The following is a 16,253-nucleotide window of genomic DNA, read 5'->3' as shown; positions in this document are numbered from 1 at the left end:
ATTTTAAGTATTAGACATTATACCCCAAGAAATTTATAATTTAGGTATGCAGAACAAGCTGCATACCTTTTCTTTTTACCGGTAATAAAAGAAAAACCTCTTGGCTTAGAGCTAACTTTAAGCTGTATGCTGTTAGTAAAAACAGGAGGCAATTATGACGAAGACAAAATTTTTACTGCAACGTGCGGCAGGCTATCTCGCCGGCTTCGCACTTTTCTACGAGCCCTTTATGCTCTTCGGGAACTTAACCGGCAGATTTTTAATTGAAACAGGCTTCACCTCCATTCACGTTCCCTGTGCCCGTATTCCCCTGGCCAATATCATTACCGGCCAATGGCAGGAAAGCGGTCCCACGTCCCTGTTCTTCTGTCTGCTGCTGGCAGTGACATCCATATGGTTCGGCCCGCTGTTCTGCGGCAGGCTGTGTCCGGCCGGAGGCTTCAGCGAGCTTTTAAGCAAAGCCCTGCCGCCCAAATACCAACTGGATCTGGCGTACCTGCTGCCCTTAACGCCTCTGCGCTACGGATTCTTCGTCGGCTTCCTCTTTTCCGTGTGGCTTGGTCTGGGGGTACCCTGTGCCTACTGCAATTATTACACCTTAGAGCTGCTCGCCGGCTATCTACACACAGGTGTACTGATCAGCAGCTCCCTTTCCCTGCTGGCCACCTTTTTGCTGGCCAACGTGCTGCTGGGACTTTTCACTAAAGGCGGACGCGGCTACTGCAGCCTGCTGTGCCCTGTAGGTACGTTTAACTCCTTGTGCCATATCATCGGGCAAAAGATGCCCGGTCCCTTTAAAATGCAGGTACGGACAAACGCCTGCGTAGGCTGCGGCCGCTGCGCCCAAGCCTGCCCCATGCAGGCCATAGAACTGCACGAGCGTAAGTCCGCTATCAATATTCAGCGCTGCATCGTCTGCGGCCAGTGCCAAAACTGCTGCCCGGTCAAGGCCATTCGCTACGGCAGCAATCTGCAGCAGGAGGAACCGCGCCATGAAAAATAAGCTTACGGACATTTATTTAGCAGGCGGCGCGGCAGGCAGCGTACTTCTGCCCCAGGCCGTCGCCCGGCTTTACCCGCAAATTTTAGCTCCAGTCGCTCCCAATATAGCCCACGCTCTGCCATACTGTACGGGCGTATGCGGATCCTGCGGCGGCAGCTGCCTTACCAGCACCTGTGCCGTAATTTGGCTGGGATGCTGTGCATATTTTAAAAAGGAGTCTAAATACTATGAATAGACGCGATTTTTTAAAGGTCGCCTCGGTAGGTTTCGGCACGCTGCTCGTAAGCGGACTAGGCCTTTCTCTTATTAACAAGCCTGCTACGGGAGCATCAGCTAACGCACAAGCCGCACCGGTATTACCAACCGCTGCCGACGTCAGGCAAAGCATCGTTGTAATAACTGGTAGTCCGCACCGCAACGGCACCTCGGCTCTCTTAGCTGATAAATTTATCGAAGGCGTACAGGCAAACGGCCACAAAACTTTCCGATTTAACGCCGCCTTTGAAAATATAAAGCCTTGCCAGGGCTGTAATGCCTGCCGTCAAAACGGCCCCTGCGTACTGAACGACGCCATAGAAAAAAGTCTGATACCGCAGCTTTTGCAGGCTGATATTATCGCGCTGGTCACGCCGTTGTATTATTATGGAATGTCCACACAGCTGAAAACCGTTGTCGACCGTTTTTATTCACATCTGCGCGGCTTCGACGGCAAAAAAGCCTTGCTGATGGCCACGGCCTACAACAGCGCTGGCTGGACCTTTGAAGCCCTAGTGGATCACTACCAAAGCCTGGCTGAATATATGCACTGGCAGGATCTGGGCATGGTTTTGGGCTATGGCTGCGGTTCCCGCAACGCCACCGAGCGCAGCGAATTTCCCCAGCAAGCCTATCAGCTTGGGCAAAGTATTTAACACGAGGTAACGCTTATGAAGATAGTACTTTTAACTGGCAGTCCACATCGAAACGGAACAACCTCGATACTGACGGACCAATTTGCCGCAGGCGCTCAAGCCAAGGGGCACGAAATTTTTCGCTTCGACACTGCTTTCAAAAACATCCATCCCTGCCTGGGCTGCGACTCTTGTGGCATGAACGGTCCCTGCGTCCACAAGGATGATATTGAAAACGAATTGATTATGCGTCTGGTAGACGCCGATTTAATCGCCCTAATATCACCGGTATATTACTTTCACGTTACAGCGCAGTTGAAAACAGTTGTCGACCGTTTTTATTCCCGTACGGGACGCATCAGCGATAAGCAGGCGGTTCTGCTGGCGGCAGCCGGATCCGATAACGACCTGACCATGCGCAGCCTGCGAAAATTTTACACCACTCTGTGCCGTTATATGCGCTGGCAAAGCCGCGGCATAGTTTTAGCACCAGGCTGCTCTGCCAAAGAACAAATCCTGCGCACAAATTTTCCAAAAGAAGCTTACGAGCTGGGCTTCAAATTATAAAACGAAATACGCGGAGGTGTAACACTATGCAAATCAAAATGAAACAAATTTTCAGCAAAATTTGTTTAAGCCTTTTAACAGCAACATTATTTACATCTGCCATGATAGGAGGTAATCAGGCTATGGCGCAAACAAGGACTGAAACCGCTGCCGCCGCAATGGCCCAGCTGTATGGCAGCACCACGCAAGGCATCGTTCCCCAGGACGCAGAACTGAACGCTATTATGCAAAAATTCGTCTATGCCGATATTAACAAGCAGGTACAGATGCCGCTCCGTCAGCAGGAGCTGCTGACGCTGGCAGCCTTGACCGCTAACAACGCGTCGGCAGATATTCCCATACATGTACGCGGCGCGCTAAAAGCGGGCGCAACTCCCGCGCAGGTACGCGAAACAATTTTTCACTGCACTCCCTATGTAGGTATAAGCCGTGCTAAAGCAGCTCTCGTCACCATGGCCCAGGTTTTCCAGGAGCAAAATATAGCGATCCCTACTGAAGCAGGTACTGTAACCGACGAAACAAGGCACGACGCAGGGCTTGCAGTGCAGCGCGCCATCTTCGGCCCCGCTATCGATAAAGGCAACGCCTCCGCTCCCCCGGATGAAAAGCATATCCGCACCTATCTTTCCGCCAACTGCTTCGGCGATTATTATACGCGCCAGGTATTGGACGTTAAAGAGCGCGAACTGATCACCTTCACCGCCATCATCAGCCTAGGAGGCTGCGAGCCTCAAGCACAGGCCCACGCAGGAGCCAACATTGCCGTCGGCAACACTCGCCAACAGCTATTGGACGCTATCACCATAGCACTGCCCTACATCGGTTATCCCCGCACCCTTAACGCCCTGGCCTGCATTAACGCCGTAGCTCCCGCGCAAGTCGAAGGTTAAAACATTACGCTAATAAATCAATTTCAGGAGGAACGTATTATGAAAAATATCCGCACTATGAAAAAAACACTTCAAGGCTTATTAGTCCCTGCCGTTATCTTCACCGCCTTCAGCGCAGTCTCCGACACAGTGAAAGCAGCCGAAGTCGCTAACGATTATCCGCCCGTCGCCCAGGTACAGGCGGAGCTGGAAAAACTTCCAGGAACAGTATTCCCCATCGGCAACCCCAATCAAAGCCTTGAAATGTATTTCACTGGCCGCACATTCCTCTCGCCGTTGACTAATGACAGTATCAACGTTTCCAATGTCACCTTCATCGACGGCGCCCACACCTACTGGCACATTCATCACGGCTCCTGCCAAATCCTTGTTCCCGAATCCGGCCGCGGCTATTACCAGATTTGGGGCGAAGAGCCGCAGCAGCTTGTTCCCGGCGTAGTCGCTACCATCCCGGAAAATGTTAAGCATTGGCATGGAGCTGCTCCCGAAACCTACATGCAGCATCTTTCCATCATGCAGTCCAACCCCGAGGTTTCCACCGAATGGCTGGAGCCCGTGGACGACGCGGTTTTCGCAGCGCTGAAGTAAATTTTATATTGTTGCGAAGAAATAAAATCAAACGCTACTACACTATAAAATCAAGGAGGTACTCATTATGTTTGGTCTCGGTTTACCTGAATTACTGCTCATCTTAGTCATCGGTCTGGTATTTTTCGGCCCTGGCAAGCTGCCCGACGTAGGTAAAGCCATCGGCAAAAGCATGCGTGAATTTAAAACCGCGTTGAACACGGACGACCCTGCCGACGCTCAGGCTAAGGAAGCGGCAGCAGCTGGGCCTGCTGCCAGCGTGCAAAAAAATGACGGCGTTACTCAATAACCGTCAGCCAGCATACCCTTGGGATGTGCAGAACACCGACAGGGATATGAGCCTAGCCGAACATTTGCAGGACCTGCGTCGCTGCCTGCTGCGCAGTTTGGCAGCCTGGGCCGCAGGCAGCGCTCTTTGCTTTTACCATATTCAGGCCATTGTCGACCTGCTGACAGCAGCGGCAGGCAACCTTTATTATATGCGCCCCGCGGAAGCCTTCATGATTTACATGAAGCTGGCGCTTTTAGGCGGCCTGCTGCTGGCCGCTCCCGTCATTTTGTATCAGCTGTACGACTTTATCAGCCCGGCGCTAACCTTCAGAGAAAAACGCTTTACCATAATGTGCCTGCCGCTGACGCTGTTTTTGATTCTTATCGGTATGCTCTTTTCCTACTATTTCGTTTTTCCCCGTGGCCTGGAATTCTTTTTAGGTTTCGCCGCAGGCAAGGTCAGTACCCTGCTGTCCCTGGAAAGTTATCTGGACTTTTTTCTGATGCTGGTAGTTCCTTTCGGCTTTATTTTTACACTGCCTTTAATAGTACTACTTTTATGCTATTTACAGCTCGTCAAAGTGCCAACGCTACAAAAATACCACAAACATATTATTCTGGCGACTTTCATCGTCGCCGCCGTTATTACGCCTACGCCGGACGTTATCACTCAAAGCCTGCTGGCCTTGCCCATGATTCTACTCTATGAAATCAGCATCGTCCTAGCAAAATTTTTTATCACTGCTTAACGAGGAGGTCTAATTTATGAAACGACGCGAATTTTTAAAAACCACCGGCTTTTCCCTGATGGGTATGGCCGCCCTTTGCCTGGGCTGCGGCTCTTCCACCGCCGCCCCCGTTACTGCTAACGTAACCGCAAGCAATACCGAAGGAGCAAATGCAACCATGAAAACAACTAAAAAAATTCTCATCGCTTACTTTTCCTGGAGCGGCAACACTAAAGCCGTAGCAGAAGAAATCCATAAGCAAATCGGCGGCGAGCTGGTAGAAATCGTTCCCGAAACGGCTTATCCAACTTCCTACAACGCTACTGTAGATAAGGGCAAGCAGGAACAGCAAGCTAACGCCCGTCCCGCTGTAAAAACAAAAATTCCCGACTTCGCCCAATATGACATTGTATTTTTGGGCTATCCCAACTGGTGGGGCAGCTACCCTATGCCCGTAGCAACTTTTATCGAAAGCCTCGATTGGCAGGCTAAGACCGTAGCGCCCTTCTTCACTCACGGCGGCGGCGGCGTACAGCGCTGCCAAAGCGACCTAGCAAAGCTGCTTCCCAATACCAGCTTCGCGCCTTACCTGGCTCTTTCTGGCAGCAGCGCTAAAAACGCCTCCAAGGACGTAGCTCAATGGCTGTCTAAGATGAGCCTGTAAAAATTTTTCATTTATGTTCGTTTTTAGTTCAATATAAAGAGTAACGCCTAAAAGACATTACTCTCAAATATTGCAAATTACACTGTAAATTCATTCTATATCTTTCGCCTAAATTCTATACCCTCATATACTCTCACCGGGTTGCCACGTACTATTTGGGCATGTTCACGCCAAGCAGAATTTATCTGCTTGGCGTTTTCTGCGTCCTGCATTTGCTCAAGGATAGCATTCAGCTTAGTTAAGGCATCCTTCTTATTCAAAAATTGACTTCGTTCCGCAGTAGAAGTCACCGTTAATCTAGAATTATATTTTAATGTACGTCATCATCATTTTTTATAAAATTTTTTCTATTATTGCCCCACAAAACAGAAAAAGAGCCTTCGAGATTTCTCTCGAAGGCTCTGAACCTTTGATAGTGGCGGAGTGGGTGGGATTCGAACCCACGCACGAGTCACCCCGTCTAACGATTTAGCAAACCGTCCTCTTCAGCCACTTGAGTACCACTCCGTTTGACTTACTTGGATAGTATACACTATCCTGATATTTTTTTCAAGAGTATCGCTGCAAATATTTATTCTGCCGCCTTTGATAGCAGACAATAAAAATATGGCGGAGAGGGTGGGATTCGAACCCACGGAGGCTTGCACCTCGCTGGTTTTCAAGACCAGAGCCTTCAACCACTCGACCACCTCTCCGTGCTATTTTGTTATTATACGGCAAATACGCCTTCTCGTCAAGTTCAAACAGACAGACAACAAACTGTCCGGGCTCCTGCTGCACCGCAGTAAGCAAAGACCGCCGTCATTTTTGACGGCGGTCTTATTGCAGCTAAACTCAGGCTTTGCCTGCCAGACGTTTATAGTTATTCAAACGTTCTTTAGCATCCTGTTCAGTTTTCTCGAACAATGCTTCAGCTGTTTCAGGATACTGTTTGAGCAGGGAAGAATAACGAACCTCGCCCAAAAGGAACTCTCTGAAATCAGCAGTAGGCTCTTTGGAATCCAGGCTGAAAGGATTCTCGCCTTTTTCTTTCAAAGCAGGGTTATAGCGGTAGGTTGCCCAGTAACCGCAGTCTACAGCACGCTTAGCTTCCAGCTGGCTGCAGCCCATGCCTGCTTTCAGACCGTGGTTGATACACGGAGCGTAAGCAATGATCAGGGAAGGTCCGTCGTAAGCTTCTGCCTCGGCGATCGCCTTCAAGGTTTGATTTTTATCGGCACCCATGGAAATCTGAGCCACATAAACATAACCATAGCTCATAGCCATCATGCCCAGATCTTTTTTCTTGGTCTTTTTGCCGCTGGCAGCAAATTTGGCAATAGCCGCAGCAGGCGTAGCTTTAGAAGACTGGCCGCCGGTATTGGAATAAACTTCGGTATCGAAAACCATCACATTGACGTTTTCGCCGGAAGCCAGGACATGATCCAGACCGCCGTAGCCAATGTCATAAGCCCAGCCATCGCCGCCAAAGATCCAGTGGCTGCGTTTGACAAAGAACTGTTTTTCTTTATACAGCGCCGCGCATTTATCGCATTGGCCCTGATATTTTTCCAATACAGCCGTCAAAGCTTCAGCACGTTCACGCGTACCTTCGCTGACTTCCATATTGTCGAGCCAATCCTGCATTGCCGCTTTCAGGTCAGCGGGAATATCCCCTGCCAAAGCTACTTTTACCATCTCGGCAACACGTTCGCGGGATTGTTTGACACCCAGGTACATACCCAAACCATATTCAGCATTGTCCTCAAAGAGGGAATTTGCCCAGCTGGGGCCGTGGCCTTTGCTGTTGGTAGTATATGGCATGGAAGGCGCGCTGGCGCCCCAGATCGAAGAGCAGCCTGTCGCATTGGCGATCATCATGCGGTCGCCGACCAGCTGAGTTACCAGTTTGGCATACGGCGTTTCGCCGCAGCCGGCACAGGCGCCGGAGAACTCAAGCAAAGGCTGTTCAAACTGTACGCCTTTAACAGTGTTCTTATTCATCGGGTTAGGTTTAACTGTGACCTGATGTGCGGTGTAATCCCAATGGGCCGTTTTGGCCAGCTGGCTTTCCAGCGGTTTCATAACGAGGGCTTTTTCTTTAGCCGGGCATACCTGCGCACAGTTACCGCAGCCGGTACAATCCAGCGGAGAAATCGCCATATGGAATTTAAGCTCTTTCGCTCCGACAGCATCTTTATATTCCAGTCCCTGCGGTGCGTTGGCAGCTTCTGCTTCCGTCATCAGCACAGGGCGGATAACTGCGTGCGGGCAGACGAAGGAGCATTGGTTACACTGGATACATTTATCCATTTGCCATTCCGGCACATTGATCGCGATACCGCGTTTTTCATAAGCAGAGGTACCGCTGGGGAAAGTACCATCGATGTTTTTATCGAAGGTGCTGACAGGCAGATTATCGCCTTCCAGACGATTGACCGGAGTCAGGATATTATCGATAAATTCGTTGCCGGTAACCGCGATATTGGCATCGCCGGCAGCTTCAGCCCAGGCAGCCGGTACATCGATCTTCACGATGGCATCGACGCCGCGGTCGATCGCCGCATAGTTCATATCGAGCACAGCCTGTCCTTTCAGACCGTAGGAATGATCGACAGCTTCTTTCAAATACTTGACAGCGTCAGCCAGAGGGATGATGTCCGCCAATTTGAAGAAAGCGGACTGCATGATCATGTTGATACGCCCGCCCAGACCGATTTCCTGAGCGATCTTGACTGCGTCGATAGTATAGAAATTAATAGCATTTTTAGCGATGTAGCGCTTGATATTACCCGGCAGATGCGTTTCCAGCTCTTCCTTCGACCAGTTACAGTTCAGCAGGAAGGTGCCGCCTTTTTTCAGGCCCGCGGTAACATCATACTTATCTACATAAGACTGGTTATGTACGGCTACAAAATCTGCAAAGGTGATCAGATAAGGAGCACGGATCGGCTCATGCCCGAAACGCAGATGCGAAACGGTGATACCGCCTGATTTTTTGGAATCATAGGAGAAATATCCCTGAGCGTACATATCGGTATAATCGCCAATGATCTTGATCGCGCTTTTGTTGGCGCCGACAGTGCCGTCACTGCCCAGGCCCCAGAACTTACAGCTCTTGGTAGCGGCAGGAGTAGTATCCAGCAAAGTTGTTACCGGCAGAGAAGTATTGGTAACATCGTCAACGATACCGACCGTGAAATTGTTTTTCGGCTCGGGCGCAGCAAGATTTTCAAAAACCGCCATAACTTCTGACGGAGTCAGCTCTTTGCTGCCCAGACCATAACGGCCGCCGATGATGAGCGGAGAAATTTCTGCTTCATAGAAAGCGCCGCGCACATCCATGTATAAAGGTTCGCCAAAGGAACCGGGTTCTTTAGTACGGTCCATAACAGCAATACGTTTAACTGTTTTAGGAACAGCGCCCATAAAATGTTTGATCGAGAACGGACGATACAGATGTACAGCGAGAAGGCCAACTTTTTTGCCTTCGGCGTTAAGCTTTTCAACAACAGTCTGGATCGTTTCGCAGGCACTGCCCATAGCGATGATGATCTCTTCCGCATCAGGCGCGCCATAATAGTTGAACAGGCCGTATTTACGTCCGGTCAGCTTGCTGATCTCGTTCATATATTCTTCAACGATACCCGGCAAAGCTTCATAATAAGAGTTGACAGCTTCGCGGGTCTGGAAATAGATATCAGGATTTTGAGCCGTACCGCGTACAACCGGATTATCGGGGTTGAGGCCGCGATTACGGAACGCAGTCACTGCGTCATAATCGACTAGTTTAGCCAGATCATCATAAGCCAGAGTTTCTATTTTCTGGATTTCATGCGAAGTGCGGAAACCGTCAAAGAAATTAATAAAGGGAACGCGCCCTTTGATGGCGGCCAAATGCGCCACTGCCGACAGATCCATAACTTCCTGCACGCCGCTTTCAGCCAGCAGCGCAAAACCGGTCTGACGGGTAGCCATAACGTCCTGGTGGTCGCCGAAAATAGACAGTGAGCTGGCAGCTAAAGCACGGGCAGAAACATGGAACACGCCCGGCAGCAGTTCGCCTGCCATTTTGTACATATTAGGAATCATCAGAAGGAGACCTTGCGAAGCAGTATAGGTAGTTGTCAAAGCTCCGGATTGCAAAGAACCGTGTACGGCGCCGGCAGCACCAGCTTCAGATTGCATTTCCAATACTTTTACAGTTTGACCAAAAACATTTTTCTGACCTTGCGCAGCCCATTCGTCTACAACTTCGGCCATGGGAGAGGACGGAGTAATAGGATAGATAGCGGCCACATCGGTGAACGCATAAGAGATATACGCCGCCGCCGTATTACCGTCCATAGTTTTCATTTTTGTCATTTGATCCCCTTCTTTCTTTTTTATCAGAGTACAAGATATGGGAACCGGCCTTATCGGTTCCAGTGAGACGCAAAATAAATGTGCAGCAAGACATAGTTCACCCCTGCTCACACAATTAGTATACACTATTTAAGCACTTTTGTAAATTTGCTTTACATGTATACATGTGAATATTATGCAAGCGTTTTGTAAATTTTTAAAACAACTCGTTTGATTGACAAATGCTATAATAATGCTACGGAGGTGTTGAATTTGCAGACGCTTGTTAACTACATCGCCAAAGCTCTTCGAGCCCGTATTCCCAGAATAAAAATAGATACAGTCAATAATGCTGACACAGCTCACTTGACTATACTAAACAAACACGGCGGAAAACCAATCAACATCTTAACCGGAAACCATACGGGCATCACGGTCGTTTATAACAAAACCCCGCGAATTTTTACGCAGGACATCAAAGACGTAGACAAAATGGTCTTTGATATCGGCGAGTACCTGAATGGCCGCAGCGTATATCTGGATCTGCTGAGACCAGATGGCAGCTGCGAGGCCAAAGATTGTTTCGCCAATTCTATCGAAGTACAGGCAGAAAACTTTGACGCGCTGACAAACCTTATTACCCGCAAGGGGCTTTTGACCGGTGCTGAACTGGCAAAGGCTCTGCAGGCGGGCGACATTGTACGGGTCAATTACTGGGACCCGCGCAAAAATTATGGTTATAAGCTTGATGGCGACCATCTTGCCAAAATAGCCTTATAATCCAATAAAAGAAGAGCTGCTTTGTCAGCTCTTCTTTTATTTTTAAATCACTTCATATTCAGGCCACAAAGGAAGACAAAACAGACGCCTTGGTGATGATCCCGCGAAAAACCTTTTCTTCATCCACAACTGCCAGCGGAAAACTGGCATTAGCAGCCAAAGGTACGATATCTGCAACGGGGGCATCCAGATCGTTGACCTGCGGCACATCGCGAATGATCGCTTCACTGAAGGTCTTTTTGCCGTCACGGACAGCTAAAGCTCCGTCCAAAGTCACGATACCGATAAAGTTCATGTGATCACCAACAACGTAAGCGCTGGAAACCCCATTGGCACGCATGCTGGTAATCGCCGTGTTGGCGCCGTCACTGGCCTTGACGATACAGCTGGGTGTAGACATAATATTGCGCACGCAAAAAACCTTACTGGTATTGACGTTATGGATAAATTTTCTGACATAATCATCAGCAGGATTGGCCAGCATCTGCTCCGGCGTATCGATCTGCACCATACGCCCGTCGCGTAAAATACCTACCCTGTTGCCCAGCTTGAAAGCTTCATTGATATCATGGGTAATGAAAACTATAGTCTTGCCCATCCGTTCCTGTATCCGCAGCAGCTCAAACTGCAAATCGTTTTTGACCAGTGGATCAAGCGCCGAAAAAGCTTCGTCCATCAGCAAAATATCCGGATCGTTGGCCAGCGCCCGGGCAATGCCGACGCGCTGCTTCATCCCGCCTGATAAGCTGCTGAGTTTTTCGTGCTCATAGCCCGTCAGACCGACCATATTGATCATTTCCATAGCTTTGTTTTCACGTTCTTCTTTACCGACGCCGCGCACTTCCAGCCCATAAGCCACATTGCCCAGCACATCGCGGTGACTTAAAAGACCGCCGTTCTGGAAAACCATGGAAACCTTAGTGCGCCGCAATTCCTGCAGCTGTTTTTCATTATATTTGGTAATATCCTCGCCATCGATCAGAATTTCACCTTTCGTAGGCTTGTGCAGCATATTCAGGCAGCGCACGATAGTCGATTTACCGCTGCCGGACAGACCGATCAGTACAAAAAGCTCGCCGCGTTTGACGCTGAAAGAAACATCGCTGATCGCCGCCATGATCCCCGTTGTTTCCATAACATCCATCCTGGTGGCGCCAAGCTCCAGCAGCTTGAAGGCAGCTTTTCTTTCGTCCAGGAAATCATAGGGGCCAAACAATTTATATAAGTTTTTGACTTCTAAAACCGTATCTTGTTCCTGCATCATTTACCCTCCTTCTGCACCAAGCTCTGCGTCAGGCGATCGATAATGATCGCGATAATAACAATGGCAAAACCGGCGATAATACCGCGGCCGGATTCCATGCGGTTGATAGCGATCAAAACTTCCATACCCAAACCATTGGCACCGATCATAGCGCAGGTAACAACCATCGCTACCGCCATCATCATCGTCTGGTTAATGCCGGTCATGATCGTCGGCAGCGCCTGCGGTATCTGCACCTTAAACAAAGTCTGCCAGCTGGATGAGCCAAAAGAACGGGAAGCCTCAACGACCTCCTGATCGACCTGACGGATACCATGACTGGTCAGCCTGATAACAGGCACTACCGCATAGACGACGGTCGCCAGCACTGCCGGGACTTTACCGGGTCCCAACAGCATAACTGCCGGGATCATATAAACGAAGGTCGGCATCGTCTGCATGGCGTCCAGTATCGGCCGCACGACAGTATCAGCTCCGCGCACTGCCGCCAGCGCGATCCCGATCGGCAAACCGATCAAAAGCGAAAAAATTACCGCCGTGATCACGATAGCCAGAGTTTCATTCATCATATGCCAGTAACCACAGGCACCGATCATAAACAACAGGCCACCGTAAAGAACCCCGTTTTTATAACTGTTCATCAATTTTTTTGTGGCAAAAATAACCAGCAGGATCATCAGCCACCAGGGAATCATATCCAGCGCGCCGTTGATGCCGTTAATAAAAATACTGAGCATTTTTTTGGCGGCGACAAAAACCTCGCCATAATTGATGTTGATATAACGCACAAATTCATCTATCGGTTCTGCTATATTCAAATTGATATTCGGAAAATTTAACAACCAACTCGGCATTTCCCCGCCCCCTTACTGTTCTTTTAAAGCCGCTCGCATGGTCTGCGCTTTATCAGGCGGCAGCCACTGCGTCAGCAGATCATCGTGTTTTTGCAGAAACCAGCGGGCCGCCTGGTCGTAAGTCGCTTTATTATCAGCAATATAAGCCAGAGCTTCCGCCGTCAAAGCGCTGGAAGTATGATATTTTTTCAGAAACTCCGCAAATTCAGGCTGCCGTTTGGGAAACCGGCTGTTAGCCGATACCATGACGACTACGGAAGGAGCAGCGGTTTCGCCTGCCTCAAAGCCGGCCTGCGTATAGGGTGCGTCTTCCAAAAGTACCAGGTCCAGCTTGCCGCTGATCCAGGTCGGTTCCCAGTTATAACCGACGATCGGCAAACCTTTTTCATACGCCGTTACAAAGGCCGTACTCAAAGTCGCCTCGCTGCCGGGACGGAAATAGATATAATTTTTGTCCAGACCATAATACTTATATTTTTTAAACATCACTTCATCAACGGCCCAACCGGGGATCGCCCCGTAAATACGACCTTTGGAAGGATTTTCTTCATCAACAAAAAGCTGACTGTAGCGTGCCAGATCAGCAACATTGTGCAAATCAGGAGCCATCGGCGCAATACCACGCTGAGGATCACCTTCGATCACATAACGTGGTACATACAGGCCCTGTTTATTATCATCGAAGTTGACTCCCAGATCAACGATACCACCAGCGGCTTTATCAGCTTCATAAGTAGCAACATTGTCAGTCCACAGTTCCATATTGACATCGACATCACCGCGAACCAGAGCCGCTTCCATGATCGGCGTTGAACCGTTCATAGTTTCCACTTTTAAACCATAAGCCTTTTCTGCAATCAAACCGGCTACCGCATTGTGAAATTTCACACTGTCCCAGCCGGCGTCAGAAAAAACTACCGTTTTTTCGTTACTGCTGCCACAGCCTGCCGCCAGGCACACAAACAAAACCAGGCCTACCAGCTGCAGTATTCTTTTCTTCATCAAAACTCCCCCCTTTACAATCCGACAACTTTATATTATTATTGAGTTGCCTCTATCTGCTTTTTTAGTTTAACTTACTTGGAAAAGCTTGTCAATTTACTTTAATTACTTTTTTACACTGCAAATATCATGTCGGATCAGTTAATCCCGGCTCTCCGCAATGGCTGTATGCCAGCCTGCCGGCTTATCTGCAACAGCTGCGGATATGGTATAATAATAAATAAGATTAAATTTTTCAGGGAACAATTTTTACTATTTTTTTACTGCAAAGGATACCATCATGGCTAATAAACACAAAATAGCAGAACCGATCTACCAAAAAATCGCCGTCGATATCGCTTCTAAAATCGCTGCCGGTAAATATAAGGTCGGCGAAAAAATCTACGGACGCTCCATGCTCGCAGCCCACTATGCAGTTTCGCCGGAAACGATCCGCCGCGCCATGTTCATGCTGCAGGATGTCGGTATCGTGGCGATCGAATCGGGCAGCGGCAGCGTCGTGCTTTCAGCAGAACGGGCAGCGCAGCTGGTAGGCCGCTTCCGCAACATTTCTACTATCACCGAACTGAAAAAAAATATCGAGACCCTGTCAGAACAGCAGAAAAAACAACAGGACGATATTTTGGATAATGTGCACCAGCTGCTGGAATATATTGAAAAATTCCGTCTGGCATCACCTATCCTGCCTTACGAAATAAAAATAACCAGGGATTGCCGTTTTCTCGGTAAAATGATTTCAGAAATCAACTTTTGGCAGAGCACCGGCGTTACCGTGGTAGCGATCCGCAAAGGTGAAGAACTGATCGTCTCGCCCGGTCCGTACGCACTGTTCGAAGCCGGCGACGTCTTCATCATGGTCGGACCGGAAGACAGCCACAGCAAGGTGCAGGATTATTTATACAAAGGCTGATAAAAAACAGGACTTACTTATGTAAGTCCTGTTTTTGCATTTATTATTGTTTTTTACGGTGTGCTTCCAAATACTGTCCTACGATCTTAACAGCGCAGTAATCGCCACACATGGAACAGGCTTCGTCCTCCGACTTATTTTTCTTATCACGGTAAGCCTGCGCTTTTACCGGGTCAAGCGCCAGACGGATCTGCTCCGGCCAGTCAAGATTTTTACGGGCCACAGCCATTTCCCTGTCCCAGGCGATCGCCTGCGGCAGACCTTTGGCAATATCGGCAGCGTGAGCTGCGATCCTTGTAGCGATCACGCCTTCGCGCACATCGTCGATATCCGGCAGACCCAGATGCTCGGCCGGCGTTACATAACACAGAAAATCAGCGCCGCTGACTGCTGCCAGTGTGCCGCCGATAGCAGAGGTGATATGATCATAGCCAGGCGCCACATCAGTCACCAACGGCCCTAAAACATAAAACGGCGCGCCATGACACAAACGCTTCTGCAGCTGCATATTCGCCGCGATCTGATTATAAGGAACATGGCCGGGACCTTCCACCATTACCTGCACGCCGCGCGCCCAGGCCCGCTGAGTCAATTCTCCCAAATTCAAAAGCTCCTGGATCTGCGCCCTGTCCGTAGCGTCAGCCAGGCATCCTGGACGCAGTCCGTCACCCAGACTGATCGTTACATCATATTCGGCACAGATCTCCAGAATCTCATCATAATATTCATATAAAGGATTTTCCCGGTCATTATGCAGCATCCAGCCTGTAATAAAGCTGCCGCCGCGGCTGACAACGTCCATCACCCGTCCTTCACTGGTCAGAGCGTGCAGTACCTGGCGGTTGATCCCGCAGTGGATCGTCATAAAATCAGCGCCGTCAGCGGCCTGCTGGCGAATGACTTCAAACAGGTCTTCTTTGGTCATTTCCACAACGGCGCCGCGTTTTTTGATCGTTTCTACCGTTGCCTGATAAATCGGCACTGTGCCTACCATTACTGTAGACGCTTTGATAATAGCCTTCCGTGAAGCGTCGATATTATCGCCTGTAGACAGATCCATCACAGAATCTGCACCGGCCTCGATCGCGGCGCGCAGCTTAGCCAGCTCCTGCTCAGGGTCAGGATAGGCGCTGGAAGTTCCGATATTGGCATTGACCTTGACCGATAATCCCTGACCAACACCGCGCGGGATAAGATTTTTGTGATTGATATTGCAGCAGACAGCGATCGTGCCTGCCGCCACACCAGCCCTGATAACCTCCGGGTCTAAATGTTCCTGCGCCGCTACCAGACGCATCGCTTCTGTGATCACGCCCTGACGGGCCAATTGCATTTGTGTTGCCATTATTCAACGCTCCCTTCAAAATAAAAAGCCAATCTCCCGCAGGAAATTGGCTTTGGCTTGCGCTTGTGCCACTTCCCTACGCCGGCATTACCCGGAAATCAGGTTCTAAGGGTCGGCCTTGCGGCCTCTCAGCATAACGCGCCCCCAGTGGATCGACTTATGATATTAAATTAAC

Annotated in this window: 16 protein-coding genes, 2 tRNA genes and 1 riboswitch; of the genes, 11 read left to right on the top strand and 7 right to left on the bottom strand. The window is 49.5% G+C overall.

All coding sequences use genetic code 11. The features are described from left to right. Positions 1–154 precede the first annotated feature (154 nt). The 9 genes from Q4G98_RS04360 (at position 155) to Q4G98_RS04320 (ending at position 5,600) form a co-directional block, all read left to right on the top strand. Complete coding sequence (locus Q4G98_RS04360; protein ID WP_298565981.1) at positions 155–1,003, top strand: 4Fe-4S dicluster domain-containing protein; 849 nt, start codon at positions 155–157, stop codon at positions 1,001–1,003. After that, complete coding sequence (locus tag Q4G98_RS04355; protein ID WP_177560325.1) at positions 993–1,238, top strand: hypothetical protein; 246 nt, start codon at positions 993–995, stop codon at positions 1,236–1,238. The genes Q4G98_RS04360 and Q4G98_RS04355 overlap by 11 nt, the downstream gene beginning before the upstream one ends. Continuing rightward, positions 1,231–1,914: a flavodoxin family protein gene (locus Q4G98_RS04350; RefSeq protein WP_177560327.1), complete on the top strand. Its 684-nt coding sequence runs from the start codon at positions 1,231–1,233 to the stop codon at positions 1,912–1,914. Before Q4G98_RS04355 ends, Q4G98_RS04350 begins: the two co-directional genes overlap by 8 nt. Before the next feature lie 15 nt (positions 1,915–1,929). After that, the gene (locus Q4G98_RS04345) at positions 1,930–2,460 is read left to right on the top strand and encodes a flavodoxin family protein (RefSeq protein WP_298565978.1); all 531 of its coding nucleotides are present in this window, start codon (positions 1,930–1,932) and stop codon (positions 2,458–2,460) included. A 26-nt stretch (positions 2,461–2,486) separates the two neighbouring features. Beyond that, positions 2,487–3,350 carry a carboxymuconolactone decarboxylase family protein gene (locus tag Q4G98_RS04340; RefSeq protein WP_298565976.1) on the top strand — a complete coding sequence of 288 codons (864 nt, stop codon included), beginning with the start codon at positions 2,487–2,489 and terminating at the stop codon, positions 3,348–3,350. Positions 3,351–3,389: 39 nt separating this feature from the next. Continuing rightward, positions 3,390–3,938, top strand: coding sequence for a cupin domain-containing protein (locus Q4G98_RS04335; protein ID WP_298565974.1), 549 nt, complete (start codon positions 3,390–3,392; stop codon positions 3,936–3,938). A gap of 67 nt (positions 3,939–4,005) precedes the next feature. Continuing rightward, the gene (gene tatA / locus Q4G98_RS04330) at positions 4,006–4,227 is read left to right on the top strand and encodes a twin-arginine translocase TatA/TatE family subunit (RefSeq protein ID WP_177560332.1); all 222 of its coding nucleotides are present in this window, start codon (positions 4,006–4,008) and stop codon (positions 4,225–4,227) included. Next, positions 4,208–4,957 (top strand): twin-arginine translocase subunit TatC, encoded by a 750-nt coding sequence (gene tatC, locus Q4G98_RS04325; protein WP_177560334.1) that lies wholly within the window; start codon positions 4,208–4,210, stop codon positions 4,955–4,957. Before tatA ends, tatC begins: the two co-directional genes overlap by 20 nt. 16 nt (positions 4,958–4,973) lie before the next feature. Beyond that, complete coding sequence (locus Q4G98_RS04320) at positions 4,974–5,600, top strand: flavodoxin (RefSeq protein ID WP_298565971.1); 627 nt, start codon at positions 4,974–4,976, stop codon at positions 5,598–5,600. A gap of 416 nt (positions 5,601–6,016) precedes the next feature. Here Q4G98_RS04320 and Q4G98_RS04315 read toward each other — a convergent pair. From Q4G98_RS04315 to nifJ, 3 genes are all read right to left on the bottom strand, one after another. Further along, positions 6,017–6,107 (bottom strand) — tRNA-Ser (locus Q4G98_RS04315). Between the two features lie 100 nt (positions 6,108–6,207). Beyond that, positions 6,208–6,295, bottom strand: a tRNA-Ser gene (locus Q4G98_RS04310). Between the two features lie 139 nt (positions 6,296–6,434). Continuing rightward, the gene (nifJ, locus tag Q4G98_RS04305; RefSeq protein ID WP_177560337.1) at positions 6,435–9,944 is read right to left on the bottom strand and encodes a pyruvate:ferredoxin (flavodoxin) oxidoreductase; all 3,510 of its coding nucleotides are present in this window, start codon (positions 9,942–9,944) and stop codon (positions 6,435–6,437) included. A 252-nt stretch (positions 9,945–10,196) separates the two neighbouring features. Between nifJ and Q4G98_RS04300 the strand changes: the two genes are divergently transcribed. Then, a complete protein-coding gene (locus Q4G98_RS04300) occupies positions 10,197–10,703 on the top strand; it encodes a hypothetical protein (protein ID WP_177560339.1) in 507 nt (168 codons plus the stop codon). Between the two features lie 58 nt (positions 10,704–10,761). Here the strand turns inward: Q4G98_RS04300 and Q4G98_RS04295 are convergent, their stop codons facing one another. The 3 genes from Q4G98_RS04295 to Q4G98_RS04285 are packed head-to-tail and all read right to left on the bottom strand — an operon-like array spanning position 10,762 to position 13,823. Then, positions 10,762–11,964 carry a glycine betaine/L-proline ABC transporter ATP-binding protein gene (locus Q4G98_RS04295; protein WP_367949975.1) on the bottom strand — a complete coding sequence of 401 codons (1,203 nt, stop codon included), beginning with the start codon at positions 11,962–11,964 and terminating at the stop codon, positions 10,762–10,764. Beyond that, the gene (locus Q4G98_RS04290; protein WP_293663562.1) at positions 11,964–12,821 is read right to left on the bottom strand and encodes a proline/glycine betaine ABC transporter permease; all 858 of its coding nucleotides are present in this window, start codon (positions 12,819–12,821) and stop codon (positions 11,964–11,966) included. Before Q4G98_RS04290 ends, Q4G98_RS04295 begins: the two co-directional genes overlap by 1 nt. A 12-nt stretch (positions 12,822–12,833) precedes the next feature. Next, a complete protein-coding gene (locus Q4G98_RS04285) occupies positions 12,834–13,823 on the bottom strand; it encodes an ABC transporter substrate-binding protein (protein ID WP_293717536.1) in 990 nt (329 codons plus the stop codon). A 280-nt stretch (positions 13,824–14,103) separates the two neighbouring features. On the opposite strand from Q4G98_RS04285, the gene Q4G98_RS04280 reads away from it, so the two are divergent. Further along, positions 14,104–14,733, top strand: coding sequence for a TrkA C-terminal domain-containing protein (locus Q4G98_RS04280; protein WP_293663564.1), 630 nt, complete (start codon positions 14,104–14,106; stop codon positions 14,731–14,733). A gap of 43 nt (positions 14,734–14,776) precedes the next feature. On the opposite strand, the gene thiC is transcribed toward Q4G98_RS04280, so the two are convergent. Beyond that, the gene (gene thiC / locus Q4G98_RS04275; RefSeq protein WP_298565966.1) at positions 14,777–16,078 is read right to left on the bottom strand and encodes a phosphomethylpyrimidine synthase ThiC; all 1,302 of its coding nucleotides are present in this window, start codon (positions 16,076–16,078) and stop codon (positions 14,777–14,779) included. Between the two features lie 56 nt (positions 16,079–16,134). Further along, a riboswitch (TPP riboswitch) is annotated at positions 16,135–16,234 on the bottom strand. Between the last annotated feature and the right edge of the window lie 19 nt (positions 16,235–16,253).

Origin of the sequence: uncultured Phascolarctobacterium sp. (assembly GCF_958349595.1) — a bacterium.
Classification (GTDB): domain Bacteria; phylum Bacillota; class Negativicutes; order Acidaminococcales; family Acidaminococcaceae; genus Phascolarctobacterium.
The sequence above is the reverse complement of the archived record's forward strand: the minus strand, read 5'-3'. Positions and strand labels throughout refer to the sequence as shown.